The 25,469-nt window shown below is 45.3% G+C and carries 25 protein-coding genes and 1 other RNA gene; 20 read left to right on the top strand and 6 right to left on the bottom strand.

From position 1 onward, the window contains the following. Nucleotides 1–58: 58 nt before the first annotated feature. An RNA gene (gene rnpB, locus J2X75_RS13050) (RNase P RNA component class A) lies at nucleotides 59–468 on the top strand. Nucleotides 469–725: 257 nt separating this feature from the next. Here the strand turns inward: rnpB and J2X75_RS13045 are convergent. Further along, complete coding sequence (locus J2X75_RS13045; protein ID WP_310337085.1) at nucleotides 726–1,955, bottom strand: aminotransferase-like domain-containing protein; 1,230 nt, start codon at nucleotides 1,953–1,955, stop codon at nucleotides 726–728. A 107-nt stretch (nucleotides 1,956–2,062) separates the two neighbouring features. Here J2X75_RS13045 and pdxR point away from each other — a divergent pair, with 107 nt between their 5' ends. Continuing rightward, on the top strand, nucleotides 2,063–3,583 hold the full coding sequence (pdxR, locus tag J2X75_RS13040; RefSeq protein WP_310337083.1) for a MocR-like pyridoxine biosynthesis transcription factor PdxR: 1,521 nt from the start codon (nucleotides 2,063–2,065) through the stop codon (nucleotides 3,581–3,583). 86 nt (nucleotides 3,584–3,669) lie between these two features. Beyond that, nucleotides 3,670–3,927, top strand: a complete 258-nt coding sequence (locus J2X75_RS13035) for a hypothetical protein (RefSeq protein ID WP_076211601.1) — start codon at nucleotides 3,670–3,672, stop codon at nucleotides 3,925–3,927. Nucleotides 3,928–4,027: 100 nt separating this feature from the next. Here the strand turns inward: J2X75_RS13035 and J2X75_RS13030 are convergent, their stop codons facing one another. Then, entirely contained in the window at nucleotides 4,028–5,902 is a 1,875-nt protein-coding gene (locus J2X75_RS13030; protein ID WP_310337080.1) for a S8 family peptidase, read from the bottom strand. Nucleotides 5,903–6,185: 283 nt separating this feature from the next. Between J2X75_RS13030 and J2X75_RS13025 the strand changes: the two genes are divergently transcribed. The 6 genes from J2X75_RS13025 (at nucleotide 6,186) to thiI (ending at nucleotide 11,037) form a co-directional block, all read left to right on the top strand. Then, nucleotides 6,186–6,692 (top strand): YpuI family protein, encoded by a 507-nt coding sequence (locus J2X75_RS13025; RefSeq protein ID WP_062835484.1) that lies wholly within the window; start codon nucleotides 6,186–6,188, stop codon nucleotides 6,690–6,692. Between the two features lie 166 nt (nucleotides 6,693–6,858). Beyond that, on the top strand, nucleotides 6,859–7,077 hold the full coding sequence (locus J2X75_RS13020; RefSeq protein ID WP_074095869.1) for a DUF1540 domain-containing protein: 219 nt from the start codon (nucleotides 6,859–6,861) through the stop codon (nucleotides 7,075–7,077). A 35-nt stretch (nucleotides 7,078–7,112) separates the two neighbouring features. After that, entirely contained in the window at nucleotides 7,113–7,526 is a 414-nt protein-coding gene (locus tag J2X75_RS13015; protein ID WP_124115989.1) for a hypothetical protein, read from the top strand. Between the two features lie 190 nt (nucleotides 7,527–7,716). Continuing rightward, nucleotides 7,717–8,469, top strand: coding sequence for a lytic transglycosylase domain-containing protein (locus J2X75_RS13010; protein WP_310337072.1), 753 nt, complete (start codon nucleotides 7,717–7,719; stop codon nucleotides 8,467–8,469). 172 nt (nucleotides 8,470–8,641) lie between these two features. Then, nucleotides 8,642–9,790 (top strand): cysteine desulfurase family protein, encoded by a 1,149-nt coding sequence (locus J2X75_RS13005; protein ID WP_310337070.1) that lies wholly within the window; start codon nucleotides 8,642–8,644, stop codon nucleotides 9,788–9,790. A gap of 5 nt (nucleotides 9,791–9,795) precedes the next feature. After that, the gene (thiI, locus tag J2X75_RS13000) at nucleotides 9,796–11,037 is read left to right on the top strand and encodes a tRNA uracil 4-sulfurtransferase ThiI (RefSeq protein ID WP_310337647.1); all 1,242 of its coding nucleotides are present in this window, start codon (nucleotides 9,796–9,798) and stop codon (nucleotides 11,035–11,037) included. Nucleotides 11,038–11,159: 122 nt separating this feature from the next. On the opposite strand, the gene J2X75_RS12995 is transcribed toward thiI, so the two are convergent. Further along, nucleotides 11,160–11,870: a TerC family protein gene (locus tag J2X75_RS12995; RefSeq protein ID WP_211080796.1), complete on the bottom strand. Its 711-nt coding sequence runs from the start codon at nucleotides 11,868–11,870 to the stop codon at nucleotides 11,160–11,162. Nucleotides 11,871–11,957: 87 nt separating this feature from the next. Here J2X75_RS12995 and J2X75_RS12990 point away from each other — a divergent pair, with 87 nt between their 5' ends. The 6 genes from J2X75_RS12990 to J2X75_RS12965 all read left to right on the top strand — a co-directional run bounded on the left by J2X75_RS12990 (nucleotide 11,958) and on the right by J2X75_RS12965 (nucleotide 17,728). Further along, nucleotides 11,958–12,617: a TerC family protein gene (locus J2X75_RS12990; RefSeq protein WP_133385547.1), complete on the top strand. Its 660-nt coding sequence runs from the start codon at nucleotides 11,958–11,960 to the stop codon at nucleotides 12,615–12,617. 297 nt (nucleotides 12,618–12,914) lie between these two features. Beyond that, the gene (locus J2X75_RS12985) at nucleotides 12,915–13,409 is read left to right on the top strand and encodes a hypothetical protein (protein WP_310337066.1); all 495 of its coding nucleotides are present in this window, start codon (nucleotides 12,915–12,917) and stop codon (nucleotides 13,407–13,409) included. Nucleotides 13,410–13,585: 176 nt separating this feature from the next. Beyond that, the gene (gene typA / locus J2X75_RS12980; protein ID WP_091028450.1) at nucleotides 13,586–15,430 is read left to right on the top strand and encodes a translational GTPase TypA; all 1,845 of its coding nucleotides are present in this window, start codon (nucleotides 13,586–13,588) and stop codon (nucleotides 15,428–15,430) included. 298 nt (nucleotides 15,431–15,728) lie between these two features. Next, a complete protein-coding gene (locus J2X75_RS12975; RefSeq protein WP_036614990.1) occupies nucleotides 15,729–16,025 on the top strand; it encodes a YlaH-like family protein in 297 nt (98 codons plus the stop codon). A gap of 90 nt (nucleotides 16,026–16,115) precedes the next feature. After that, nucleotides 16,116–17,177 (top strand): LCP family protein, encoded by a 1,062-nt coding sequence (locus J2X75_RS12970; protein WP_310337061.1) that lies wholly within the window; start codon nucleotides 16,116–16,118, stop codon nucleotides 17,175–17,177. A 98-nt stretch (nucleotides 17,178–17,275) separates the two neighbouring features. Further along, nucleotides 17,276–17,728 (top strand): pyridoxamine 5'-phosphate oxidase family protein, encoded by a 453-nt coding sequence (locus J2X75_RS12965; RefSeq protein ID WP_076211583.1) that lies wholly within the window; start codon nucleotides 17,276–17,278, stop codon nucleotides 17,726–17,728. A gap of 7 nt (nucleotides 17,729–17,735) precedes the next feature. On the opposite strand, the gene J2X75_RS12960 is transcribed toward J2X75_RS12965, so the two are convergent. Then, entirely contained in the window at nucleotides 17,736–18,434 is a 699-nt protein-coding gene (locus J2X75_RS12960) for a YhcN/YlaJ family sporulation lipoprotein (RefSeq protein ID WP_310337060.1), read from the bottom strand. A gap of 152 nt (nucleotides 18,435–18,586) precedes the next feature. On the opposite strand from J2X75_RS12960, the gene J2X75_RS12955 reads away from it, so the two are divergent. Continuing rightward, nucleotides 18,587–19,921, top strand: coding sequence for a PhoH family protein (locus J2X75_RS12955; RefSeq protein ID WP_024628438.1), 1,335 nt, complete (start codon nucleotides 18,587–18,589; stop codon nucleotides 19,919–19,921). Between the two features lie 221 nt (nucleotides 19,922–20,142). Further along, nucleotides 20,143–21,414 (top strand): ABC transporter substrate-binding protein, encoded by a 1,272-nt coding sequence (locus tag J2X75_RS12950; RefSeq protein WP_310337058.1) that lies wholly within the window; start codon nucleotides 20,143–20,145, stop codon nucleotides 21,412–21,414. A 90-nt stretch (nucleotides 21,415–21,504) separates the two neighbouring features. Here the strand turns inward: J2X75_RS12950 and J2X75_RS12945 are convergent, their stop codons facing one another. Beyond that, nucleotides 21,505–22,584, bottom strand: coding sequence for a coiled-coil domain-containing protein (locus tag J2X75_RS12945; RefSeq protein WP_310337056.1), 1,080 nt, complete (start codon nucleotides 22,582–22,584; stop codon nucleotides 21,505–21,507). Nucleotides 22,585–22,768: 184 nt separating this feature from the next. Next, nucleotides 22,769–23,005, bottom strand: coding sequence for a DUF2626 domain-containing protein (locus J2X75_RS12940; RefSeq protein ID WP_017687281.1), 237 nt, complete (start codon nucleotides 23,003–23,005; stop codon nucleotides 22,769–22,771). Between the two features lie 315 nt (nucleotides 23,006–23,320). On the opposite strand from J2X75_RS12940, the gene J2X75_RS12935 reads away from it, so the two are divergent. The 3 genes from J2X75_RS12935 to J2X75_RS12925 all read left to right on the top strand — a co-directional run bounded on the left by J2X75_RS12935 (nucleotide 23,321) and on the right by J2X75_RS12925 (nucleotide 25,455). Continuing rightward, nucleotides 23,321–23,971 (top strand): RsfA family transcriptional regulator, encoded by a 651-nt coding sequence (locus J2X75_RS12935; RefSeq protein ID WP_076211575.1) that lies wholly within the window; start codon nucleotides 23,321–23,323, stop codon nucleotides 23,969–23,971. Nucleotides 23,972–24,121: 150 nt separating this feature from the next. Continuing rightward, nucleotides 24,122–25,081, top strand: a complete 960-nt coding sequence (locus J2X75_RS12930) for a ketopantoate reductase family protein (RefSeq protein ID WP_310337052.1) — start codon at nucleotides 24,122–24,124, stop codon at nucleotides 25,079–25,081. Next, the gene (locus tag J2X75_RS12925; RefSeq protein ID WP_310337050.1) at nucleotides 25,081–25,455 is read left to right on the top strand and encodes a DUF3397 domain-containing protein; all 375 of its coding nucleotides are present in this window, start codon (nucleotides 25,081–25,083) and stop codon (nucleotides 25,453–25,455) included. Before J2X75_RS12930 ends, J2X75_RS12925 begins: the two co-directional genes overlap by 1 nt. Nucleotides 25,456–25,469: the final 14 nt, after the last annotated feature.

Here is a 25,469-nt window from a genome sequence, read left to right as displayed (position 1 = left end):
AGTAATATTAAGCTTGTCTGTGAACCTAAATGCCTGTATACTATGTAATGTTGTTCGGAAAGCTTGACAGACAATCGCTGGTGGCCTTTGTTGCCACGAGAGGAAAGTCCGGGCTCCACAGGGCAGGATGCTGGATAACGTCCAGTCAGCGCGAGTTGAAGGATAGTGCCACAGAAATGGACCGCCGATGGCCGGATTTTCCGGCACAGGCAAGGATGGAACCGAGGTGTAAGAGACCCCGAGGAACGCTGGTGACTTCGTTCCTGGTAAACCCCATCTGGAGCAAGACCTAATGGGACACAGCCACCTCTTGGGAGGAGGCAACCTTAGCCCGAGGTGTGTCTAGGTTGGTCGCTTGAGCTGTGCAGCAATGTATGGCCTAGATAGATGATTGTCGCTTCTGGTGGGAGGGTAGTTCCCGTATGAACCACGAAGAGCACAGAACCCGGCTTACGGTAAGCTTTCCTAACTGCAACAACAACACCATAGCAATACAATGTAGTCCACCTATCAGTCGAGGACAATTCGTATGAATCATCCGATGGCCTGACTGATCAGAAGGACCCATGAACATCTAAAAAAATATAACTCCTGTTGATAACAGGTTCTATAAAAATAAGGCGGCAGTTCCGAGGTTCTCGGGCCTGCCGCCTTATTTTTATTTCTCATATCAAGTTAATAACCTTCATACGCTAATGGAATAGTCAAACGTTTATGACAGTTCATTACAGTGTAACAACACTGTCCGATGTTAAGGAAGCATGCCAGCGTTGGATGGCGCGATCCATTCTTTCCACGGCTTCCGGAAGAAGCTCAGGGTCCGTATGAGTAAAGTTGATTCGCATGCGGTTTAACTCTGGTGTACCTGCATAGAAGGAATCACCAGGGACAATGCACACTTTCTCCTGGATACCATAAGTGAACAGATTGCTTGCCAGCATGCCTTCAGGCAGTTGCAGCCACAAGAACATGCCACCTTGAGGTGAATTCCACGAGATATCTTTCCAAGCTTTGGCTGCCATAAGAGTCGTCAGTGTTTTCATGCGTTGTTCGTAATCCTCTGAAATATGGCGGATATGCGCATCCAGATCGAAAGATTCAAGCAGTGCATGAAGCGCTCTTTGGTCAATGCTGCTGGAGTGCAAGTCGGCACCTTGTTTGGCTCGTGCTGCCATTTTGACAATATCCGGAGCAGCCAGTATCCAGCCCGTACGAAGGCCAGGTGCTACCGTTTTGGAGAATGTACTGGTGTAAATAACATTGGAAGGGCCATCATAGGATACTGCATCCAGTTCTGCGAGAGCAGGGACATCCAATTGCTCCGGATTGAACCGAATTTCACCATAGGGATCATCTTCCAGAATGAGTACACCATACTTGCGGCACAGATCCACAGCCTGCTGTCTTCTTTCTCGTGACCACACTTTTCCCGTAGGATTGGAGAACGTGGGATTAATGTAGACAAGTTTTGGACGATGCAACTGGAGCTGTTCCTCCAGAGATTCAGGCAACATGCCGTGATCATCACAGGCTACGCCGTGAGATTCAGCCTGATAGGAATGAATGACTTGCAGAGCAGCGAGGTAGGTTGGTGATTCAACCAATACGCGGTCACCCGGGTCGAGAAGGATGCGGCAAACCAAATCAATGGATTGCTGTGAACCCGTAGTGAGAAGCATGTGATCGGGTGAAGCGGGAATGCCCTTGGATTCAAGACGTTCGGCGATTTTGGCGCGAAGAGGACGGTAACCCTCAGTCTCCGCATATTGAAGAGCGGCTGCTCCGCTCATAAATACTTTTTCATATGCAACGCGGATGGCTTCCAGCGGGAATGAAGTCTGGGCTGGTAATCCACCGGCTAGTGAGATCATTCCAGGTGCCTGAGCGGCCTGGAGCATGTCGCGAACGACAGAGGACGGGGTGTTTTGTGCCATTTTGGACCAAGGGATACTCATGTTATTCTCATCTCCTGTTATTCACTGTTATACTGATATTATAAACTATAATAGACGGACTACACTATAACAGTAAAATGAAGATCATAACAGTTGGGGGAGCACATATGCATATTGAATTAAAGCGGGGAAGCAGTACCAAATTGTACGTGCAGATTGCGCTAACGATTGCCGATCGCATCAGATCAGGACTCATTGAACCCGGAACCCGACTTCCTTCTGTTCGTAAAATGACCACGGATTTGGGTGTCAGCCTGGTCACTGTATCCAAAGCGTATGCTGAACTTGAAGCGATTCAATTGATCACCTGCTCCCAGGGGAAAGGTTGTTATGTGAGAGGTACATTGAACGTGGATCAGATGGAGGATGTGGACCGAACGCAGCGAAACAATGCCAACAGTGAATCCAGTACCTCATGGAATTGGCAGATGGCACTGGTGGATTATTTACCGCGAGCGCAGCTCTGGAGACATTTTGATACGTCACCTCAAGTGCGGTATGAACTTCATATGTCAGCGATTCAGCCTGAACTGTTGCCTACACGAGAGATTATCGACAGCGCCTACCGACTCTCCTCTGATCATACAGAGCGTATGGCAGCTTACGGATCTTTTCAGGGGGATCGGGAGCTTAGGCAGATCTTTGCCGAACATTTTGCCGAGCGTGGACTACAGGCTGCACCTGAACGCATGTTAATTACAAGTGGTGCACAGCAGGGGATCGATCTTGTGGCACGAACTTTTGTCGGACCTGGGGATGTTGTATACATGGAGGCACCAAGCTATACCGGAGCCATTGATGTATTTACGAGTAGAGGCGCGAAGATCATTACGGTCCCGATGGATGACGAAGGCATGCGTATTGATCTGTTGACCCGATTATGTGATACCTATCCGCCCAAGCTGATCTATACGATCCCGACCTATCACAATCCAACAGGTATCACGATGAGTGCAAGAAGACGAGCACAACTTCTGAATCTCGCGCAAAGCTACCACTGCCTCATTCTGGAGGATGATCCGTTTGCAGATCTTTATTTTCGGGACCCTCCCCCGGCTTCCATTAAATCGATGGATGGGACAGGTCATGTCGTATATATCAAAAGCTTCAGCAAGGTGCTGTCTCCCGGTTGCCGTATAGCCTGCGCCATCGCAGACGGAAGTGTATTGACCCGGCTTGTGGCTGCGAAATCTACGGCGGATTTGGGGAGTCCGCTGCTTACACAAAAGGCATTGCAATCTTTTATTCAGAATCAGTACGGTGCCTATGTATCCCGATTGAGGGATGAATTGTATTCTCGCTTGTGCGCAGCATCTGAAGTGCTGGAAGAGCATGCTACTATGGGCATGCAATGGAGATTGCCAGAGGGAGGACTCAATCTGTGGCTCCAACTTCCGAGTAACTTGGATATGCGTGAGTTGCATCATCAGTCACTTGCTGCAGGGGTCTCTTTCCTCCCGGGTTCTGCCTGTTATGTAGGAGAGATGGATACACCGAGTCTGCGTATCTGCTTCACTGTAACAAACGTTGAGCTTTTGTGTGAAGGACTTCGTGTACTGTGCCAAGTCATTGACAGAGTAACACCTGGGCAGGGGGGGACAGTGGCGGACAGGCTACCGCTCATATAATTTTTCGGACTATGGACATACATCCAATCCACTTTCGATCTGTTGCAATAGGTTATAGTATCACCAGAAAGGGAGTTGGTTTTGAAATGAACCATTACTGTCCACCGCTTTGCCCGATTGTCTGTGACCCGATCCAGGTTGTTGAGGATTATTACATCCCACAAATCGTGCCTGTAATCCACCCGATTGAAGTGATCAAAAAACATCACTGTGTTCCGATTCATCACCACATGTATCCTGTTGTTGTCAAAGAAGAAGACCCTTGTTATGTATCTAGCCATAATCCGAAGAAAAAATCCGTGAAAAAATCAAGTAAAGCCCGCACATCTTCTCGCAAACGCTAAGCGCAGCGGGTGCCCCGGGGAATTGGATATAAACCAAAAGAGCAGCGTACGCCCCGGGGCGCAGCTGCTTTTGTATTTTTATTGAGCAGAGTCATTACGGTTAATGAGTATACTTTTTCATCGTATTATCCATCTGTTGTCTGACATGTTGCGGCCAGAACTGCAAAGGAGCGCTGTTGCCTGATGCGGCTTGCAGTGCCTTATAGACATCGATTTGCCCATAGCCGAAATACTTGTCGTGACCCGGATCACCGAGGTCAATAACACTTTGGCGCATCAAATCCATCACTTCCGTGTTGGTCAAGTCCGGGTTCAACGAACGAATCAAACCTGCAAGTGCGGCTACATGAGGGCTAGCCATGGACGTTCCAGACAAGGCCGCATACTGATTGTTTGGATAGGTACTGGCGATACTGGACCCAGGAGCCATCACATCTACATAATCCCCATAGTTGGAGTAGGAAGCTTTGCTCATATCCGGGTCCGTAGCAGATACGGCAAATACTTCCGGATAAGCAGCAGGGTATCCTGGACGCTCTGTATTATCGTTCCCCGTGGCTGCAATCAGGACGATATCCCGGTCAAAAGCGTATTTAATGGCATCATGAAGAAATTGCGCATCAGCATAATTGCCCAGACTCATGTTGATAACTTTGGCTCCATGATCGGCTGCCCAGATGATGCCTTCGGCAACGGCATACGTGGTACCAGAACCCGAGTTGTCGAGTACTTTAACCGGTAGTACCTTGTTATACCAGCTCATTCCTGCCACGCCTTCATTATTGTTGACAGTAGCGCCGATAATGCCTGCGACGTGTGTCCCATGTCCCACATCATCCATCGGTTGGCTTCCCGGTTCGACCACATTATAACCCTCAAGGAGCTTGCCCTTCAGGTCAGGATGATTCATATCAACCCCCGTGTCGACCACCGCAACGATGACATCTTTGTTTCCCTTGGTAATATTCCAACCTCTGTTTGTCTCAATCGCAGGCAGGTTCCACTGATAATCGGAGAACAAAATGTCATTGGGTATCGTTACATCTGTTTGTTCAGTTACAGTATCATTGGTTAAATACATATAGTGGGGTTCCATATAGAGTGGATTCCATTTGCTTTCGAAATAACTATGCAATTGTTTGTAACTCATGTGTTCTGACCGAAAAACATACGTGTATCCCAGCTTGCGCGCAGATTGCGCTCTCAGATCGGATTTAATGATACGCATATCCCGTTCACCGGGATCTTGGCGAAAACGGATGACGATTTCATTTTCGTAAAAATGACTGGCATTTGCATTATCATGTCCGGTCTTCACTGTGATTTCGTTAAGCGTATCCGGGTGAACAGACTCAATTTTGAATTTACCCTCACGCGGATAAGGGATCATGCGAAGATTTTTGCGCTGATGTTGTTCAACAGCATTTAATACGTTCTGGCTGAACAAGGCAATCACAGCTCTTTTGCCATCTTTGGAGGGTTGCCCCATAACAAAATATTTTTCCTTACCCAAAGGAAAAGAAGAGGATTCAAAACTTTGACGTTTGTTTACCGCTTTTTTGGCAAGGTTGAGCGAATGTTGAAGCTTCTGTTGTTCCAACTTGCTTCCTTGTGAGGTGGCTTGATCAAAGGGCTTGTCAAAAGAGCCATTGGTATTCATGAGATGAATGGATCTGATATGTTCATGTGAACTTTGGAGATCATTCACATATCGGCTAACCTGCGCAGCATTCATTGTGGCGGTTTTCTCCAGCATGATACTGAGATGTTGCTTGGCATCCATACGGGTCAGAAGATCGGTTGCTTTGACATCCTGCACTTTCAGACGCTTCTTACTCGTGTGCTCTTCATGAGCAGAGTTGGACAGGGCACTTGGTTTAGGTTCGGGACGATTGGATGTTGGAAGCAAGAGTGTCAGGGCGAGTGCTCCTGCACCAGCTGCAAGGGCCCAGTTAATCCATTTCGGTCTGGACATGGTGGATGGAACCTCCTTCGTTCATTTTGGACAATCATTAACAGTGCTTCATCGTTGTCACTGGTTATATCTATCGTTAGAAAAAGCGGATATTTTTATGCAGGCGAGTTCGAGTCTGACTGCGTATAATAGGCATGTTTAACGGCAGAAGCGGAAAGCATGATTAAGGGATACCGCTCGTCATCTTTTTATGGTAGGATTATAGCTGAGAATTCAAAGGTCAGGGGAAAACCACCGTTGGCCGACCTATATGTAAGGACTTATTTAAGGGGGAGCTACCTTTATGTCAGCAGCCAATGTACAGAAAACATGTGAGTCAACTAGGGAAAAGTTAAAACCGGCTATCGATCGGATTGAAAAATTTTTGAATGAGAATGCTTTGCCTGAACTGGATCAGAATCAGACGGAAGAATCAACAGCCTTCTACAAAGGATTTCTTTCAGATCTCCGTCATTTGCTCGTTTTTTCTGAAGTTTCTTACGAAAAACTTGGCGTTGTGCTGCGTCGTGCCAACTTTGATGTCGATTTTGCCGAAAAGGCTCTTTATAATACGTATCATCAATGCGTAAACAGCTTTTTCTATCCCAAAAATGAATGTTATTCCGAAGACGGAAGATACGCTTACACAGGACAAGATGCCATTCGTTTCCGTGACAAGCCAATCCGTGCAGTACGGGATGTTATTCTGGAGGTTTCCAAAACGTACGAAGAATTGCGCGATGATCTGGCATATTATGAAAGTGATTACCTGACTCAGCGCCGTATGCAAAATCAACGGAATCACGCCTAATTAATTTTTAAACCTTAATATGAAATTGGACGAAACCGCCCTTGTGGCGGTTTTTTTGTGTTTTTAGTGAGAATCAAAACGAGGTGTGATCATGTCATCATCTGGCATTTTGACGGGGAATATCAGGTTTGTGGCGGGGAGACAATAGTAGTCGAGGTGATAAAAAATGAGCCAAGACAAACCAATTGTCAAATGCAGCGTCTCCAACTGCAACTTTTGGGGAGAGAACAATTTCTGCCACGCTGATGCCATCATGATTGACATTGACCAACATGCCACCCGTCGTCTGCATGAGGAATTTGCCGGTGAGACATTTGACTCCGATCACCATGATCACGCACGCACATCCTCTGCAACATGCTGTCACACGTTCAAACCCAAGTGAGCAGTCATCCCTATTCATAACGGAGGTGCTTCCAAATGAAAAATGACGATAATAAGTTTAATTTTCAAGATCGCCCTGAAACCAAGGGTGACGGTGAAAAACAGCGTATGCGTGTCGATTATCCAAGAAAAGTACATCGCGAAGAATACGGGGCAGAGGTCGCTCCTCCGACTGTCGTAAGAACTGGAGGTACCGAACGGGCAGAGCCTGTACCTGAGAAACATGAGGCAGACCGGGTCATGGAATCAACAGGCAAAGTCGCGGGTTACATGGGACTTGCCTTCGGGATCGCATCTTTGTTCATGTGGTCAATCGTACTTGGACCGGCCGCAGCCGTACTGGGTTACTATGCATATGTGAATGGTCGTAAGACAGCGGGAGCTTGGTCCATTGGACTGGGTATTGTAGCCACGCTGAGTTATTTTTTCATGATTCCGTTCGCTCGCTAACGTGTAAAATGATTCATTCAAAAGCCTTCTGTTCTCACCCAAATGTGGTGAATTACAGAAGGTTTTTTTCGTATATGCGCAGGTTAGGTGGGAAGATTCATATATTTTTTTGAAAACAATGGAACCTTGCTGTAAAACGATGTAGAATAAGGTCATAATACGCTTAATTATACGGGAGTGGGTATAACTCATGCAGATTGATCCAAGCGGATCGCGGCAGTTGTTGGAACTGCAATTGTCCAATGTGAAAAACCAAACCAGTGGATCACAATCGGATGCTGGTTCAACAGTGGATTTCGCCAATGTGATGGACGGGCTGTTAGGTACGGGTGCCAATTCGACGAGCAATACAGATTCCACCGCTACGGTCCCGAAAAGATCCAGTGATGGTTTGTTGTGGCTGCAACTCGGAAGCACGTACAATCCGGATATAAATACGGCAGGATCGTCCTCTGTCTCCAATAACATTGTTGAGTCTTTATTATCTTCATCCAATACAGGAATCGTGGATTCCGGTGCATCCGTACCTACGGATTTTGAATCATTGATTGCGGAAGCAAGTGCGAAATATGGTGTGCCTGAATCATTGATTAAAGCCGTCATTGACACAGAGTCCAATTTTAACCCAAATGTTGTGTCCTCTGCCGGAGCCAAGGGGCTCATGCAATTAATGGATGGCACGGCTGCAGGGCTGGGTGTGAGTAATTCATTTGATCCTGCCCAGAACATTGATGCGGGTACGAAGTATCTTTCTCTTCAGCTCCAGCGTTTCGGTGGAGAAGTGAAGATGGCGCTTGCTGCATATAATGCAGGACCAGGCCGTGTTTCACGTCTGGGTGTGTCGAGTGATAGCGAACTGATGAGTGTACTTAACCGTCTGCCTTCCGAAACTCAGAATTATATCTCCAAGGTGGAGAAGGCACAGTCGAAATATGTGATCTAAACTCACAGATAGACATTTCGCGATAACATTGATAGGCAGGACAAGATCAAATGTGGGAGCAGTAGCGCTTGAAACGCCTGTTCCCGGTTGGTCTTTTTGTGTTGTACGGGTATCGTGTTACAATGCTCACTGTAGGTTCATGAACGAAGAGATAAGGGAGGTCTAACCTCATTTGAAATATTTTGATTATGCTGCAACCACACCTCCCCATCCGGATGTAATTCGTACGATGGCCGAAATTATGGAGACACAATTCGGTAATCCGTCCTCCATCCATGGGTATGGAGAGCGTGCCGATCAGTTGCTGCGTCGTGCTCGATCCGGCTGTGCTGCGGCAATCGGCGTTAAGCCTGAGGAGATTGTATTTACTTCTGGTGCGACCGAGAGCAATAATCTTGCGATAAAAGGTGTGGCATTACGTTATCAGTCACGAGGCAGACACATCATCACTACGGCTACCGAGCATGCCTCGGTGTACGAAAGTTTTATGCAATTGCAGCAGTGGGGATGGGATGTGACGCTTATTCCTGTCAATTCCGCTGGTGTGGTGAATGCTCAGCAGGTTGTAGACGCGATCAGGCCCGACACGGTGCTTGTAAGTCTGATGCATGTAAACAATGAAACAGGAGCCATCCATCCGATTGCAGAGATCGGCAAACAGCTCAAAAAGAAAGCACCACGCGTGCTTTTCCATGTAGATGGTGTTCAGGGTTTTGGGAAAATGGAGGCGACACCTGCTGCTTGGGGTGCAGATCTGTACAGTCTGTCTGCTCACAAGATTCGTGGACCGAAGGGAGCAGGTCTCCTGTATGTGCGAAGTGGGGTGGAGCTTACGCCACTATTGTCAGGAGGATCACAGGAACAAGGCCTAAGAGCAGGCACCGAAAACGTGGCCTTGCTGGTAGGCATGGCAAAGGCCATGCGAATGGCAGCAGAAGATCAGGTTGACTTTGCCCGGCGTACAATTGTGCTCCGTGATCGACTGATGGCAACGATACGTGTTATTCCTGAATTTGAATTGAACAGTCGCACAGAGGGTGCACCTCATATTGTGCACTTCTCCTATCCCGGGATGAAGGCAGAAGCGGCGCTGCACACCTTGGAGCAACTTGGTGTAACCATATCGACCCAATCTGCCTGTTCTTCGCGTTCGGCTGAACCGAGTCGGGCTCTACTTGCGATGGGCAGAGATGCAGCTTGTGCTGGTGGCGGATTGCGTATTAGTCTTGGAGATGAACATACAGAAGAAGATGTAGCCTTGCTTGAACAGGCTTTACATCAGATGGTGGCGCAGTTGCGGCCCCTCGAAAGGCGGATGTAATGGATATGAAATATGATATGCTGCTTCTCCGTTTCGGAGAGTTTATGTTAAAAGGGAAAAATCGTGCCCGATTTGAAAAAACGATCATTACACAGGTGAAAGCTTTGCTTAAACCTTATCCAGGAGCGAGCCTTCGCAAAGAATATGGCCGTGTCTATGTGGATCTTGGCGGTGAATCACATACTGAACTGATTAAGGTGCTGAAGCGGGTATTCGGTGTGATGTCGATTAGTCCGGTTAAAGTTACTCCATCAGAGCTTGATGAGATTGTGAAAACAGCAGTCGCGTTTATGGACGAAAGGGAGGACGAATTCAAAGAAGACACCACATTCAAGGTGAATGTAAGGCGGGTATGGAAGGAGTTCCCGAACTCTTCCCATGAAATGAACCATTTGGTCGGTTCCCCGATCCTTCGGAAGTTCCAGCAATTGAGTGTTGATGTTCGTCAGCCTGATATTGAGCTGAGAGTGGAAATTCGGGATCAGGGCACCTATATTTTCAACGAAACCATTCCGGCAGTAGGTGGGTTTCCGCTGGGTACGAATGGGAAAGCGATGGTACTGCTATCAGGTGGGATAGACAGCCCGGTTGCGGCTTGGTCTTCCATGCGCCGTGGACTTGAAGTGGAATGTGTACATTTTTACAGTTACCCTTTCACAAGCCAGCGTGCCAAAGAGAAAGTCATTGATTTGGCGCGTGCCCTTGCTGATCATGCAGGAACAATCAAGCTGCATCTGGTTCCATTTACAGAGATCCAAACGGCATTTACCCAGCTGGGTCAGGACAACCTGATTATTACCCTGATGAGACGTTCAATGCTGCGAATTGCCTCCAAACTTGCCGAACGTGAGCGGGCATTAGCACTGATCACCGGGGATAGCCTGGGCCAAGTAGCGAGTCAGACTCTTCCGAGTATGAATGTCATTGGTCGTGCGACAGATCTGCCACTTTTGCGACCACTGGTTATGATGGATAAACAGGAGATCATTACCCTGTCCAAACAGATCGGAACGTATGACATATCTATTTTGCCATATGAGGATTGCTGTACTCTCTTTGTGCCAAAGTCACCTTCAACCAATCCAAATCTTCGAATTGTGGATAAAATTGAATCAACAATGAGCCATCTGTCAGAATGGGTGAATCAAGCGGTGGAACAAACTGAAACGATTACACTGCACGCGGGTGAAACTTCTGTGGTAACGAATCAGACAGCTGACAATGGCATGAAGGATGACTGGTTCTAAACTCGATAAAAATTAGCATGGCTGACATAATAAGGGCTATGTTAACTGCAAAAAAGGACTGACCGATGAAATATCGTTCAGTCCTTTGCTGTATATAGATGAAATTTTTAGTTTGAATTGGCCTACGAATAGGATCGTTGCTGTTCCCCGCCAGATCCCTTGTGGCTGGAACTGCTGGAACGTTTGCGATAACCTGCAAAGACTACGCCTGCAATAACGACAACGATGAAGAGAATGCGCAATGCCGGATGTTCAGTAAAGTAAGGCAAGAGTCGCTGCTCCTCAGTGATCATATTGGAAGCTGTATACCCCAGAACGATGGCTCCGACATAGATGATCCAAGGGAAATGATTGATCAGCTTGATAAACAAGGTGCTACCCCACACGATAATCGGTACGCTGATCAGGAGTCCGAGAATGACAAGCACAAGATGCTGCTGCGCAGCTCCGGCGACTGCAATCACGTTATCTAATCCCATGGCTGCATCCGCGATTACAATGGTTCGAATAGCGGTCCACAGGGAAGTACCTGCCTGGATATCATTGTGTTCATCTCCCTGATCCGCCAATAATTTATAGGCAATCCAGATCAGAAGTATGCCGCCAACAAGCAAGAGCCACGGAACTTTAAGCAACCATAAAACAACAACTGTTGCTAAAATTCGAATCAAAAGTGCGCCGCCAGTTCCATATAGAATCGCCTTTTTCTGCACGGAAGGGTGCAAATTTCGAGCTGCGAGACCAATGACGATGGCATTATCCCCAGCCAGAATTAGATCAATAAAGACAACGTTCAGCAAAGCCAGCCAGAATGTGGGACTAAATAGCTCCATGAGATATGTCACTCCTTATATACGGTTCAATCATTAAGAATAGCATGGACAACTCTGACATACAAGTTAATGTGGGGGGATGAGGACATGGATACACTATGGCTGTTAACTGAAATTTTAATGATCAATCTGGTATTGAGTGGAGATAATGCCGTTGTTATTGCGCTTGCCAGCAAGGATCTGCCACCAATACAACGTAAAAAGGCGGTATGGTGGGGGGCTTTTGGTGCGGTAGTGTTACGATGCGTATTAACCTTTGTAGCGGTATTATTGCTGGGAATTCCCTTTATCCAAGCAGCAGGTGGGCTGTTGCTACTCTGGATTGCAGTAAAGCTGCTGCTTCAAAATGATGATGAAGTACATATTCGAGAAGTTTCTACGACCTGGAAAGCCATTCAAACCATTCTGATTGCCGATTTTGTAATGAGCTTGGATAATGTTTTGGCCATAGCGGCTTTGGCAGATGGAGATTTGGCTTTGATTGTCATTGGTATTGCAATCAGTATCCCCATCGTCGTATGGGGGAGCGGGTTAATTGTTGGTTTGTTGAAGCGATTTCCGATTCTTGTATTCGCCGGAGCAGGCATCTTAGCCTTCACAGCAGGTGAGATGGTGATGAAAGACCCCAAGTTAGGAGAATGGCTGGGAGGTATGGCATCAGAGGTGCATACGCTGCTACCCGTAGCAATGGCTTGTCTTGTGGTTGCGATTGGAGGCGCACATAAATTTGTGCGGAAGAACGCATAGTTTAATTTTGGATAAAAGCTTGAACATATGACCGTCTGAACCGTCGGGTTTAGGCGGTTTTGTGTTGAGAGAATACGCTTGTAAATACATCAACCATTGGGCTGGTCATAAGTTGCACATTTTAGGGTAATACAGGTAAAGGACACACGCAAAGTGCGACATAAAGTATAGTTTTTTGCCGAAACATCGGATACACTAGAAGCAGGATTACAGGTTTGAAAATCAACAGTCAGCATGGAATGCGTATCGTTTATGAAGAAATAAAGTACATAGCCATGATATAAGAGGTGATTGCAGATGAGGATGAGAAATGAAAAAGCGATTGGACTATTTATTGCAGCTGCGGGAATTATTATTCTGCTTGGCAAGTTTGGCGTGTTTGGATTTATTGGTCGCAATTTCTGGCCTTTGCTGATCCTGCTGCCAGGCATCGCCCTTCATGCGTTATATTATGCGCGCATTTCACCATCGTGGTCACTCGTTCCTGCCGGCATACTAACGGTGTATGGTGTTTTATTCAGTATAACGAATACATGGGGCGCTGGACTTATGAGCAGGCTTTGGCCAGCATTCTTGCTTGGGATCGCCATAGGGTTACTCGAATATGGAATGGCCGAACGGCGAAGACCGGAATTTGTGTTACCTGCAGCTTTGATCCTTGGTGCGGTGTCCATCATATTATTCGGATTTACCTTGCTGCAAACGGGAATAATCTATGTACTTGCTGTCCTTTTGATCTTGGCCGGAGTCTGGTTATTGCTTGGGCGAGGACGTCAAGGGAGAGGCTGGTAACATTCCCAGTGGTCTTTTCGTGCGAAATATCTTGATTTTTACCTATAATAAACTATAATATAAGGGATATAGACATGCGTCGGGATATCACCGACGCTTATTTTGTGAGTAACCTGCGAAATTGCGGGAAGTTTAGTAGATAAGAATTGAAATTGGAAAGGATATGGATACAAACCATGCATTCAAGAGAACACATTCGCAATATTGCGATTATTGCCCACGTCGACCACGGGAAAACTACGCTCGTCGACAAGTTGCTCCAGCAATCCGGTACTTTCCGTGATCACGAAACGGTACAGGAGCGCGCAATGGACTCCAACGATTTGGAGCGTGAACGCGGTATTACGATTTTGGCCAAAAACACGGCTATAACTTATAAAGATTACCTGATTAACATTGTGGATACACCAGGACACGCCGACTTCGGTGGTGAAGTGGAACGTATCATGAAAATGGTTGACGGCGTATTGCTCGTTGTTGATGCATATGAAGGCTGTATGCCACAAACGAAGTTTGTACTTCGTAAAGCTCTGGAGCATAACCTGACACCAATCGTTGTTGTTAACAAAATTGACCGTCCAGCGGCTCGCCCGACTGAGGTTATTGATGAAGTATTGGACCTGTTCATTGAACTGGGTGCCAACGATCAACAACTTGAATTCCCTGTTGTATATGCTTCCGCATTGAACGGAACATCCAGCATGGATAATGATCCTGCAAAACAGGATGACAACATGATGGCGATTTACAATACCATCGTTAGTCATATCCCACACCCTACCGAAAATGTTGAAGAACCACTTCAATTCCTCGTTACTTTGATGGACTACAATGAATACCTTGGCCGTATTGCCATTGGTCGTGTTAACCGCGGTGTGATCCGTCAAGGACAATCGGTAACGGTTATTATGCGTGATGGTAAGAGCAAAACTGCACGTATCGAGAAACTGTTCGGTTTCCAGGGTCTCAAACGTATTGAGACGGAAGAGGCAGGAGCAGGCGACATCGTTGCCATTGCAGGAATCAAGGACATCAACATTGGTGAAACCATCGCTGATCCAAACAATCCAGAAGCACTTCCAGTTTTGAAAATTGATGAGCCTACACTGCAAATGACGTTCCTCGTGAACAACAGTCCATTCGCAGGTCGTGAAGGTAAATGGGTAACTTCCCGTAAACTTCGTGAGCGTTTGTTAAAAGAATTGGAAACAGACGTTTCCCTTCGTGTTGACGAAACGGATAGCCCGGATGCATTTGTTGTTTCCGGACGTGGTGAGCTTCACTTAGGTATCCTAATTGAGAATATGCGTCGTGAAGGATATGAATTGCAAGTATCCAAACCAGAAGTTATCGTTAAAGAAGTTGACGGGAAGAAAATGGAACCTCTTGAGCGCTTGTTGATTGATATCCCTGAAGAAAGCATGGGTTCCGTAATGGAGAGCCTGGGCGCACGTAAAGCAGAGATGGTTAACATGGTCAACACAGGTAGTGGTCAAGTTCGTCTGGAGTTCCTGATTCCAGCACGTGGTTTGATCGGATATAGCACAAACTTCCTGACATTGACTCGTGGTTACGGTGTAATGAACCATGCATTTGACAGCTACGCTCCAGTAGTATCCGGTCAAGTGGGTGGGCGTCACCAAGGCGTGCTGATCTCCACTGAAACGGGTACATCTACGTTTTATGGCATGATGGGCGTTGAGGATCGCGGTACGCTCTTCTTGGAGCCAGGTACTGAGATCTACGAAGGTATGATTGTTGGTGAACATACACGTGACAATGATATCGTTGTTAACATCTGCAAAGAAAAACAACTGACTAACGTTCGTTCTTCTGGTAAAGATGATACGGTTAAAATTAAAACTCCGATTATCTTCTCTTTGGAACAGGCGCTTGAATATCTGAATGAAGATGAATATTGTGAGATTACACCAAAATCTATTCGTCTTCGTAAGAAGATCCTGAATAAATCCGAGCGTGAGCGTGCAGAAAAACAACGCAAAATGGCTTCCAAAGCCTAATAACAACAAAATAAAATATATAAGTTAGCATTTGATGGAACACAGAAGTTAACGATGTTACGCACAGTGGAAGTAGTGAAGGGATCGGAATCGATTCTGCAGAAGCGAAGCGTTCGCCTTTATCCCCGGATTTTACCATTGAAAAATGGATCAAAAAAATCTGGGGATAACAGCGATCAAAAGAACGATCCGATACCGGAACGGTCACCTCCGATGTGTGTTTTATTCAGAGTTATCGAAAGGGTTTCACAATAGTTAACTTATATCCTAGCATGAACACGAAAGGAGCTGGCTGTGCATGCAAGCATGGTTCGCATCACACCCGATCGTAGCCTACATCGTCATCTTTGTATTGATTACTTACGTATATAACAAGGTGTTTCGGGTACGTCAGAAATTGCCACTTGGTAAGGAAATCGTTCTCTATATTTTGATGGCGATGGGCACATTCATGCTTCTTATTTTTCAGATCGACAAGCTGCCCATCATTCAATGTTTGTTGGTCGCGGTTGGTTTGATGTTGTTAGTGAGAGTGCGTTATTTTATTGAAGGTCGTCAAAAGAAAAAAGCGGAAGCTGCCGCTCGAAACTCATAAATCCTGTCTTGTACAGACCATCCGTTTTCCTTAGGGAAAGCGGTTGTCTTTTATTTAGACAAAAACAGATGTGATAAAGGTGTTGAAGATATGAACTCAAATTCGAACGGACTGCCTCCACGGAGACAGGCACCGACGCAATCCGGTGCTTCTGGATCGAAGAATGGCAAGGGCAAGCAGCCTAAGAAGAAAAAGAGAATGAATGCTTTTGGCAGAATCCTTTTAAGTCTATTGGTTATTGCCATTGTGGTAGGCGGTGGATATGCGTACTGGGTATACAATCAAGTCGTGGATACAGGCATCGATAAACCGGTACCTCCCGGGATGTCAGCCACAACCAAACCAATCACGATGCTGTTACTAGGCACAGATAACCGTCCTGAAACTGGCACATATCTCTCGGATGTTGTTATGGTGGCTTCGTTGAATCCGGAGACCAAGACGGCAACCATTGTATCTTTGCCTCGAGACACGCGTATTCAATTGGATGGGTACAAATCCAACAAGCTGAATTCCTATTATCCAAGATTCAAAGCACAGGAAAAAAACACTGGCAAAAATGCAGAGGATCAGATGAAAGAAATGATGGGCAAGTATTTGGATGTAGATATTAATTATACAACCGTCCTGAATTTCCAGGCATTCCGTGATGCTGTCAATGCCGTGGGTGGCGTGGATGTAACTGTGGATAAAAATATGTGTTATAGAGATACAGCCGATGGTACAGATATCAATCTGGTCGCAGGCGCACAACATCTCGATGGTAAAGCAGCACTAGATTTTGTTCGTTACCGCAAATCCAATTGTAATCCAAAGACTGATGAATCCAATGACTTTGATCGTAACAAACGTCAAAACCAAGTGCTGAACTCCATGCTGGATCAGATGAAATCTCTTGGGGGCATTACAAAGATCAGCAAAGTGATTGGTGCAGTTGACAAGAATATGACGACAGATGTGGAATCGGAACAAATGAAAAACTTTATCTCGACGTATTGGAACATTTCCACTTCGGATGTACATTATACTCCGGTTACCGGAGAGTGGAGAAGTCCATATGTGTATATTAATGAGACGGAACTCGCCAATGCCAAGCAGGCTTTACAAGATACACTTTCAGGTAAAGTAACGGCTTCACCTTCAGGCGAATAACCTTCATTCTTTTTGGATTGGAAGCACGTTAATCGGTATGCTATAATAACATAAACCAAGTACAAGAATTGCATAAAGAAGGTTAGGGGGCTGGTTGAATGTCCGAAGCCGTCACACAATTAACTGAATCTCTTTTACAGCAATTCAAGAATGAGACCTTTGTGCTTCTGAGCACAGTGGATGTAGAATCCGGAGGTCCGACTTCAACAGCCATCTCCTGGATTTATGCGGAGAATGCTTCTACTTTTCGTTTAGCGATTGATCATCGTTCACGTTTAGTGAATAACATGATTACTAATCCGCTTATTACGGTGACTGTCTTTGGTGAAGAGACGGTGTACGCAGTGAACGGACGTGCTGCGGTACGACAAGATCCGCTGCAAGACGTTCCATTTAATATGTGCTGTTTCGACATTACAATTGAAGCGGTGAGGAATGCTCTGTTTTACGGCGCTCAATTGTCCTCTGTGCCTCAATATGTCAAAATATATGATCAGCGTGCTGCTGAGAAATTAGATGAGCAGGTTTTTGCTGCCATGAAAAAAGCCTAGTGAGAGATCACTGGGCTTTTTGTTGTCTTTTGTCAGATGAATGCAGCTGCTGCATTTGTTGTTTTTGATTCACGTTTTCATCCGGATTTTGACGGACTTTGACGTCTTTCGGGAGTTGAGGGATAATTCGTCCCACCATGTCAGCAAGTTCTGAAGCAAAACCGGAGATGGGGTGCCCTTGACGAATATGTTCACCAATCTCTTTAATTCGTTCGGTGACATCTGCATCTGCAGTAACGATGGAATCTACACCTTCGGGGTCTTTACGAAGTGCTTCGGCAACAGCGTACTTAATGGTACCAACCCGAGCACGTTCCAGTTCACCCTCAACATCGATGCCAACTACGGCTGTATTACCGAGTATGACGCAGTTCGCATCTTCAACACCTTCCACTTGCTTGGCAAGGGCTTTAAGGTGATTGATTCGTTTTTCATTGGGCATCCGGCCACTCTTTGCATCATCCGCAATGTTGGTATCATGGACTTCACCTGTATTCTCATTGAAACGATCCAAACGTGAAGGATTCATCCGATCTTCCTGTGCATCGAGCATGTGAGATCCTTTCCCTTGATCTTGCTGAGTTGTTACATTTCCTCCGTAGCTTCTTGGATGTGACGTATGCGGTTCATGAGAAGCGCTGCGTGTGGAACTGTTGCAACCTGTAAGTATAAAGATCAGAAGCAGCGTGCAAACCCATATTTTCATAAATGTTCATCCTTTCTTGGAGTTTTTCAGAATGGTTGACAATTATTTTGCCCTAGTCGAATACATTTATGTATGGGATCATGATTGTCCATGCCGCTGCTGAAAGATCACACTATCCATGCCTTTAACGACGCCGCTTTGGAGGGGATTGAATGAAAAAGATTTTTGTATTGGATACCAACGTGCTTCTGCATGACCCCAATGCCATATTTGCCTTTGAGGAACATGAGGTAATCATTCCCGCGGTTGTACTGGAGGAGATTGACTCCAAAAAAAGAAATGCCGATGAAATTGGGCGTAATGCCCGTAATGTATCCAGACTGTTAGATGGATTACGAGAGCTGGGTCACTTGCACAGCGGGGTTCCTTTGGCTAATGGAGGTAACCTGAAAGTAGAGCTGAATCATCGGAGTTTCGTGAAAGTTCAGGAAATGTTTGGTGAAGTATCCAACGATAATCGCATTTTGGCTGTCGCACTGAATTATCAGATTGAGGAGAATGAAAAGGAAGTAGTTGAACGTCAGGTCGTGCTTGTCAGTAAAGATGTACTTGTGCGTATCAAAGCGGATGTACTTGGTCTGTTCACACAGGATTACTTATCAGATCGGACGGCAGGACTCAGTGAGTTATATCCAGGTTATACGGCCCTAAAAGTTCATCCGTCAGTGATTGATGAGTTTTACACATATCGTTTTTTACCAATCAAACCGTTACAGTTGTCTTATTCGTTGTATCCGAATGAATTTGTCATTCTCAAGGATGAGATGGGAACCAATAAATCGGCTTTGCTTAAAGTAAATACAGAGGGAACAAAGCTGGAGCCGCTTTTCCTCAGTAATGATAACGTCTGGGGTATTAGCGCACGTAATGCACAACAACGGATGGCATTGGAACTTCTTTTAAATGATGACATCCCGCTTGTTACCATCACCGGTAAAGCTGGAACGGGGAAAACCTTGCTGGCACTAGCAGCAGGTCTGCTGAAGGTAGAGGATGATCATAAATACAAAAAACTGTTGATTGCTCGTCCTGTCGTTCCGATGGGGAAAGATATCGGTTACTTGCCTGGTGAGAAAGAAGAAAAACTTCGTCCATGGATGCAGCCGATTTATGATAATCTGGAGTTTTTGTTTGACACCAAAAAAGCCGGAGATATCGATAAAATCCTAATGGGGCTTGGCAGTATCCAGGTGGAGGCCTTAACGTATATTCGTGGAAGATCGATACCTGGACAGTTTATTATTATTGATGAAGCTCAGAACCTCTCCCGCCATGAAGTGAAGACCATTGTATCAAGGGTCGGTGAAGGCAGTAAGATTATTTTGATGGGAGATCCCGAACAGATAGACCATCCGTATCTTGATTCTGCCAGTAACGGCCTGACGTATATCGTGGAACGGTTCAAACAAGAGGGAATTAGCGGACACATCATGCTCGAAAAAGGAGAACGGTCCAAGCTGGCACAGCTTGCAGCTGATTTATTGTAATATTTAGGGGATTTATTTCCCGGAAAATGTTGTTATTAAAGCCGGCTCCTGGAGCCGGCTTTTTGCTGAAAAAATAAGTAAGCGTTATTACACAGAACTCGATATGCTCGTATTATGCAAAAATCCGAAAAAGTGTTTTTCGGCAGGGTAGGACAAGAGTACTACTTATTTGTTACAATAATTGCTGCAGGAAAAAACTAGGTGAACAGGGAGGGAAGTTAATGAAGCGTAGACATCAGGTTGTTTTATTCGCGGTATTGCTGCTTTCGTTAACGATCTTGTCACCGAGTTTTGACTTTAGAGGTTCGCAGCTCAATCAGGAACGCGATCAGGAAAAGGATGCTTTTCCTGGGTCTTCGTCCCGTAATGAAGATGCTCAAGCTCCGCTGGAGATTGTAGTGGCCATGTCGGATGAAGAGTTTCAAGCCTATCAAAAAATAGCTGAAGAAGTTGCTGCTTCCCAGCTGGTAGAGATTAATCTTCGGAATGAGAAGCCGGATACATATAAGCACGTTTTGGATCTTGAATTTTCACTAGGGGAGAACGGTGATGTTGTTCTGCTTAATAGTGAGGAAGTGCAATACTATGCCCAAAAAGGGTACCTGTATCCGTTAAATGGAACAACATTATCGAAGTCGCTAGGAGATACGGTAGTTGGGTTACGGGGAATGACAGAGTGGAATGGTTATCAGTGGGGAATGCCTTTTGATTTTGATCCGTACATTCTGGCTGCACAATCTTCATTTCTGAAGAGAGCTGGTCTGGAGTCATTACCTCGAAATAAAGATCAGTGGGTCAAACTTACTCAACAAGCCATTGCGGAAGGCATCCCTTTAATTACAATGAACATCAATGATATGTACGGGACAAATGCGTGGCTGAATCATTTGGAACCGAGAATGGGACCAGATCAAGTTAAACAAACACAAATAGATTCGCAAACGGGGGATCTTCAGCAGGGGATTCAGTTGATGAATCAGATTCAGCCCCTTATTAGGCTTGAGTCTACCAATCCAGGGTTCTCTCCAACTGCTGACCAAAACGACACACCAATGGTTGTATCATTGTTATCTCAATTATTAAATGCGGATCAAGCGAGTACAGTTGATAAAGATTCTTTGGAGCGGATTTCTTTCGAAACCTTGGAAACTGTAAACTCCAGAAGTCTTGTCATTACTGCGGGTTCGGTTGAGGCTGAGGAGGCCAGTAAATGGATTGAAGGAATGACGTCTGCTACGACACAGCTGAAATGGTACCAACAGGTTAACCGGTTGCCCGCAAAGCAACAGGAGCTGGATTTGGAGTCTGAGAAACTCGTTGGACGTTATGACATGACAAAGGGACCATCCTGGTTCTCAACCACCCAAGATGTCCCTGCTGCAACGACCGAAAGTCATGCTCTAATAACTCGTTTTCATCAAAAAGTACAACAATTCTTAAAGGGAGAAATTACAGCCAATCAATACGTAGACAGTATTAGAACGACGAATTAATTTTAAGATCGTATTCTGAATTTCAACTTCGATGCTGGTGATGCCACTAGGCATCATTCGTAATCAAAAGCGGACTTTTTGAACAACTTTTTAAAATGATATAGCTAGTTTTACTTCCAGTATACCTTCACTTGTTGAAACATCGGTTGCTTTAACAAACGACAGGATTTTCTGTGGATAGAACCCAAGGTCAAATTCTCTTTCCAGCATTCGGCGAGTGGTATCTGGTAATTCAAGCTGGTTGAATACAAGTTTGTCCACATGAAAACGAATGGAGTTTTGAGGTTCATTTTCTACCGTATAATGTCCTTCAATGCTTAATTGCAACTGATCCCGCTGACCGGAAGCTATAATCTTATCCTGGTTAAACTGAAAGGCAAAGTCTTCAAAGATTGGATTTTGGGAACGTAGAAATGCATTAAGCTCATCCTGCCCAATTCGGATCGTATACGTTGTTCCAGTCGTGGATATACCTCCGTTTTGTTTTTGGATAAAATCGGGCAGGTTCTGCATGGCAGATGCCAATGCTTTGAAATATCGTTTCACCTCATAGATGCCGATATTCTCCCAATAAAGGGTCAGTTCATCCATCAGTTTCTGAATCGCTGCCGCATCTCCGCTGGTGGCTATTTGGGCATCCATTTCTTTTTGCAAGGTGACTACACGTTCCCGCTGGTTTTGAAGATTAGTCTTCATTTCGGTTAATTCTGTTGTAGTCTGACGAATCTGAGTGGAAGTCTGTTGCAGATTGCGATAACGGTCCTGATACTTGTCCAGCACAGCTTGATCCCGTCCGATAATAATCTGGTAATAATCATACAGTACAAACAGGTCTTTGAATGACCTGGCTCCCAGGACCGTCATGAGGAGGCTGTCGCGTTCTCCTGTGTAGTAGGACCTCACTACAGCTCCGGCCCGATCTTGCTGAATATGTATCTGTTCTTCCTGTTCCTGAAGCTGGACGGATAATGTCTCGTATTGTTGAGCCAGCTGCTTCTGCCTTTCGGCGATGCGTTCGATTTCGTGATCGATTTCAACAATAGACAGACTTTTTTGCAATATCTCACGTGTATCCTCAGGTGAAGACTCTCCATAGGCATGGGCTAAAGGTAGCTGGAGGAATAAAATGATGCATAATATAAAGGCTGAAATGCCGTATTGACGTTTCACCGATCCATTCTCCTTTCCACTTCTTAAATGACAATCGTACAGGCTTGTTGTCTTCCAGACAATATATGAAACAAATACGTGAAATATCCTTAGTGGTTACATAACACCACGAATAATCATTTAATCTGAACACAACAAAAAAGCAACCCGACAGATATCGGATCACTTTGATGCTGCAGGTGGATTAGAGCGGCAACCCCATTTCGAATACGGTCCAGTAGCTGAACCCCGTGAATGTTACGATCATATAACCCCAGAAGAGCAATATGTACGTTCGCTCGGTAAATTTCAAGTATCCCAAAATGACAAAAAACGCAGTCTGCAGGAAAAAAAGCAAAGCCATTTCGACCAGATCTCCCGCAAAAGCCATCAGGCCAATTGCAAGCGTGAAGAACCCGAGTACCCGAAACATGCGTGCCACGGTAAATCCTCCTCTCCTAAGTACGTTCATAGATTGTCTACACAACATTATACCGGGAAAGGAAAAACGTGTAAACAAATTTGGATATGAAAGCGAATTCTTTTTTTTGTTCAAAGTAAGTATAGAGGGATATGTTTTACGTATGTCACGTATGAGCAAGCCTGAATGTGGAAATACATTTTAGTATGAAATCAATTCTATGAACTCTATGAGAGGCATAAGAATGAATGAAGCAGCTTTTATACCTAATTCACATACCGGGCTTCCGGTAATGCGGACGGTTATTTTAGGATGTTGTTAGGAGGGTATTATAGCATGACTGCAGTGAGACAGGATGCTTGGAGTACAGAGGACGATTTGATATTGGCTGAGGTTACTTTGCGTCATATTCGGGAAGGCAGTACACAATTGGCCGCTTTTGAAGAGGTGGGCGAAAAAATAGGCAGAACATCTGCCGCATGCGGTTTTCGCTGGAACAGTTGTGTACGTAAAAAGTATGATTCTGCCATCAGTAACGCCAAGGCACAACGACAAAAACGAAGTTATCTCAGAAAGCAGCCAGCTATGCTCGGACCGCAGGTTGCAGCACTGTCTACACTGGACACTGAAGAACATCTGTACAAATCAGATGGGATCTCAGACGATTCATTATCGATGGATGCAGTAATCCGCTTCCTGCGGCAATGGAAGGGAACAGTGCAGGAGAGTAATCGTCAACTCAAGATGCTGGAGAAGGAGCTTCGCGAGAAAGAAGATGAATTGCTTGAACTACGTCTTGAGAATGACCGTCTTTCCAAGGAAGTGAATGAAGTGCAGACGGATTACCGTGTGGTGAATGACGACTATAAAGCTTTGATTCAGATTATGGATCGGGCTCGCAGACTCGCATTTTTGTCCGAAGAAGAAGAGGAACTTAAGACACGTTTCAAGATGGATGCCAACGGGAATCTGGAACGAATTGAATAACAAGTTCAGACGTTTGATTTGTGAAAGTCAGGTATGAACCCGCCACACCGCCGTTACACAACGGCAGGTATGACGGGTTTTTAGTTTGGTGTTTTTGTTCTATTATAGATAATAGAAGAGCAACTACTGGAGCGGAGAGGAGTGCATCATATGATTATTGACATCGTAGGAGCGGGGGCACTGGGTCTTTTGTATGGCGGGAAACTTCTGGCATCAGGTAACCAGGTCAGATTTTGGACCAGAACAACTGCTCAGGCAGACCTGCTCAGCCATGATGGAGTAACCATTGTGGAATGTGGCGAGGAGATACATATTCTACCGGATCAAATACAGGCGAAACCTATAAGTGAGCTGGCTGACACTTGGAAGAACTCACAAGGCGAATGGTTGCTGCTCATGGTTAAGCAGACAAGCATTGATGATTTCATTCATGAGATTAGTCCATTACAAGATCATATGCTGAATATCGCTTGTTTCCAAAATGGGATGGGCCATCTGGCAAAACTTCAAGCAGCTTTGCCAAAGTCGCTTCTGTGTAGTGCGGTTACATCAGAAGGTGCGAAGCGTACACAAAGTCAGGTAACTCGTGCAGGTACAGGTGAAACCAGGCTGGGGAGGTACAACATACATATACTAGCTTCTACCTCTATAGAGAATGAGAGAACATTTACTCTGTCGGGATCGTTGCAGCAGGCAGGATTTGACTGTACAGTGTCGAATGAAATCGATAAGCTGATATACAGGAAACTATTGATTAATTCAGTCATTAACCCGCTTACGGCACTATGGCGAATCCCTAATGGAGAATTGATCGTCAAGGAAGAACGAAAGAGGCTAATGCGCCAGTTATATGATGAAGTATTGTTAATCTACTCTGCAAGTGGAATATGTTTGGATCAGGATATGTGGGATCAACTGATATCGGTCTGTCGTTCTACTGCCACGAATACTTCCTCCATGCTTGCAGATGTTCTCGCTGGACGTGGTACAGAAGTGAGGTCAATTAACGGTCATATTGTAAGAATGGCACAAAAGTTGGACCTTGTTGCACCTACACATGAAATACTGCTTCATCTGATTGAAGGAATGCAACCGGAAGGAGTGAATTAATGGGACTTTTTATTGTGTTGAGCATATTGCCCTTTTTTCCGTTCTTTCTTGTTTATTGGGGAATGTACGTATGGAAAAAAGACAAACGGAACGCCATGCGGATGGCAATGGATGTAACCACTTTTTTTCTTGTTTTTTCAGTATCGGCGTTATTCAACTTAACATTTGATTCGAATTTTGGTTTTTATCTGACACTATTACTCATACTACTAGCACTTGGATTCATCGGAGGTGCGCAAAATCGACTAAAGGGGAAGGTCGATGGGGGGAGAATGTTCCGGGCCGTATGGCGCATGGCCTTCATCATTATGAGTTTCGGGTATGTTTTGTTTACTTTATTTGGATTATTTAGATACTTCATGCAACAGATGTGAGGTTACATAACGCA

This window comes from Paenibacillus sp. 2003 (assembly GCF_031455635.1).
In the GTDB taxonomy this organism is placed as follows: domain Bacteria; phylum Bacillota; class Bacilli; order Paenibacillales; family Paenibacillaceae; genus Paenibacillus; species Paenibacillus amylolyticus_B.
The sequence above is the reverse complement of the archived record's forward strand: the minus strand, read 5'-3'. Positions and strand labels throughout refer to the sequence as shown.

Bases quoted from the DNA above. Each gene is read 5' to 3' on its own strand.
- J2X75_RS13045 (WP_310337085.1), bottom strand. From the start codon at position 1,955: ATGAGTATCCCTTGGTCCAAAATGGCACAAAACACCCCGTCCTCTGTC.
- pdxR (WP_310337083.1), top strand. From the start codon at position 2,063: ATGCATATTGAATTAAAGCGGGGAAGCAGTACCAAATTGTACGTGCAG.
- J2X75_RS13035 (WP_076211601.1), top strand. From the start codon at position 3,670: ATGAACCATTACTGTCCACCGCTTTGCCCGATTGTCTGTGACCCGATC.
- J2X75_RS13030 (WP_310337080.1), bottom strand. From the start codon at position 5,902: ATGTCCAGACCGAAATGGATTAACTGGGCCCTTGCAGCTGGTGCAGGA.
- J2X75_RS13025 (WP_062835484.1), top strand. From the start codon at position 6,186: ATGTCAGCAGCCAATGTACAGAAAACATGTGAGTCAACTAGGGAAAAG.
- J2X75_RS13020 (WP_074095869.1), top strand. From the start codon at position 6,859: ATGAGCCAAGACAAACCAATTGTCAAATGCAGCGTCTCCAACTGCAAC.
- J2X75_RS13015 (WP_124115989.1), top strand. From the start codon at position 7,113: ATGAAAAATGACGATAATAAGTTTAATTTTCAAGATCGCCCTGAAACC.
- J2X75_RS13010 (WP_310337072.1), top strand. From the start codon at position 7,717: ATGCAGATTGATCCAAGCGGATCGCGGCAGTTGTTGGAACTGCAATTG.
- thiI (WP_310337647.1), top strand. From the start codon at position 9,796: ATGAAATATGATATGCTGCTTCTCCGTTTCGGAGAGTTTATGTTAAAA.
- J2X75_RS12995 (WP_211080796.1), bottom strand. From the start codon at position 11,870: ATGGAGCTATTTAGTCCCACATTCTGGCTGGCTTTGCTGAACGTTGTC.
- J2X75_RS12990 (WP_133385547.1), top strand. From the start codon at position 11,958: ATGGATACACTATGGCTGTTAACTGAAATTTTAATGATCAATCTGGTA.
- J2X75_RS12985 (WP_310337066.1), top strand. From the start codon at position 12,915: ATGAGGATGAGAAATGAAAAAGCGATTGGACTATTTATTGCAGCTGCG.
- typA (WP_091028450.1), top strand. From the start codon at position 13,586: ATGCATTCAAGAGAACACATTCGCAATATTGCGATTATTGCCCACGTC.
- J2X75_RS12975 (WP_036614990.1), top strand. From the start codon at position 15,729: ATGCAAGCATGGTTCGCATCACACCCGATCGTAGCCTACATCGTCATC.
- J2X75_RS12970 (WP_310337061.1), top strand. From the start codon at position 16,116: ATGAACTCAAATTCGAACGGACTGCCTCCACGGAGACAGGCACCGACG.
- J2X75_RS12965 (WP_076211583.1), top strand. From the start codon at position 17,276: ATGTCCGAAGCCGTCACACAATTAACTGAATCTCTTTTACAGCAATTC.
- J2X75_RS12960 (WP_310337060.1), bottom strand. From the start codon at position 18,434: ATGAAAATATGGGTTTGCACGCTGCTTCTGATCTTTATACTTACAGGT.
- J2X75_RS12955 (WP_024628438.1), top strand. From the start codon at position 18,587: ATGAAAAAGATTTTTGTATTGGATACCAACGTGCTTCTGCATGACCCC.
- J2X75_RS12950 (WP_310337058.1), top strand. From the start codon at position 20,143: ATGAAGCGTAGACATCAGGTTGTTTTATTCGCGGTATTGCTGCTTTCG.
- J2X75_RS12935 (WP_076211575.1), top strand. From the start codon at position 23,321: ATGACTGCAGTGAGACAGGATGCTTGGAGTACAGAGGACGATTTGATA.
- J2X75_RS12930 (WP_310337052.1), top strand. From the start codon at position 24,122: ATGATTATTGACATCGTAGGAGCGGGGGCACTGGGTCTTTTGTATGGC.
- J2X75_RS12925 (WP_310337050.1), top strand. From the start codon at position 25,081: ATGGGACTTTTTATTGTGTTGAGCATATTGCCCTTTTTTCCGTTCTTT.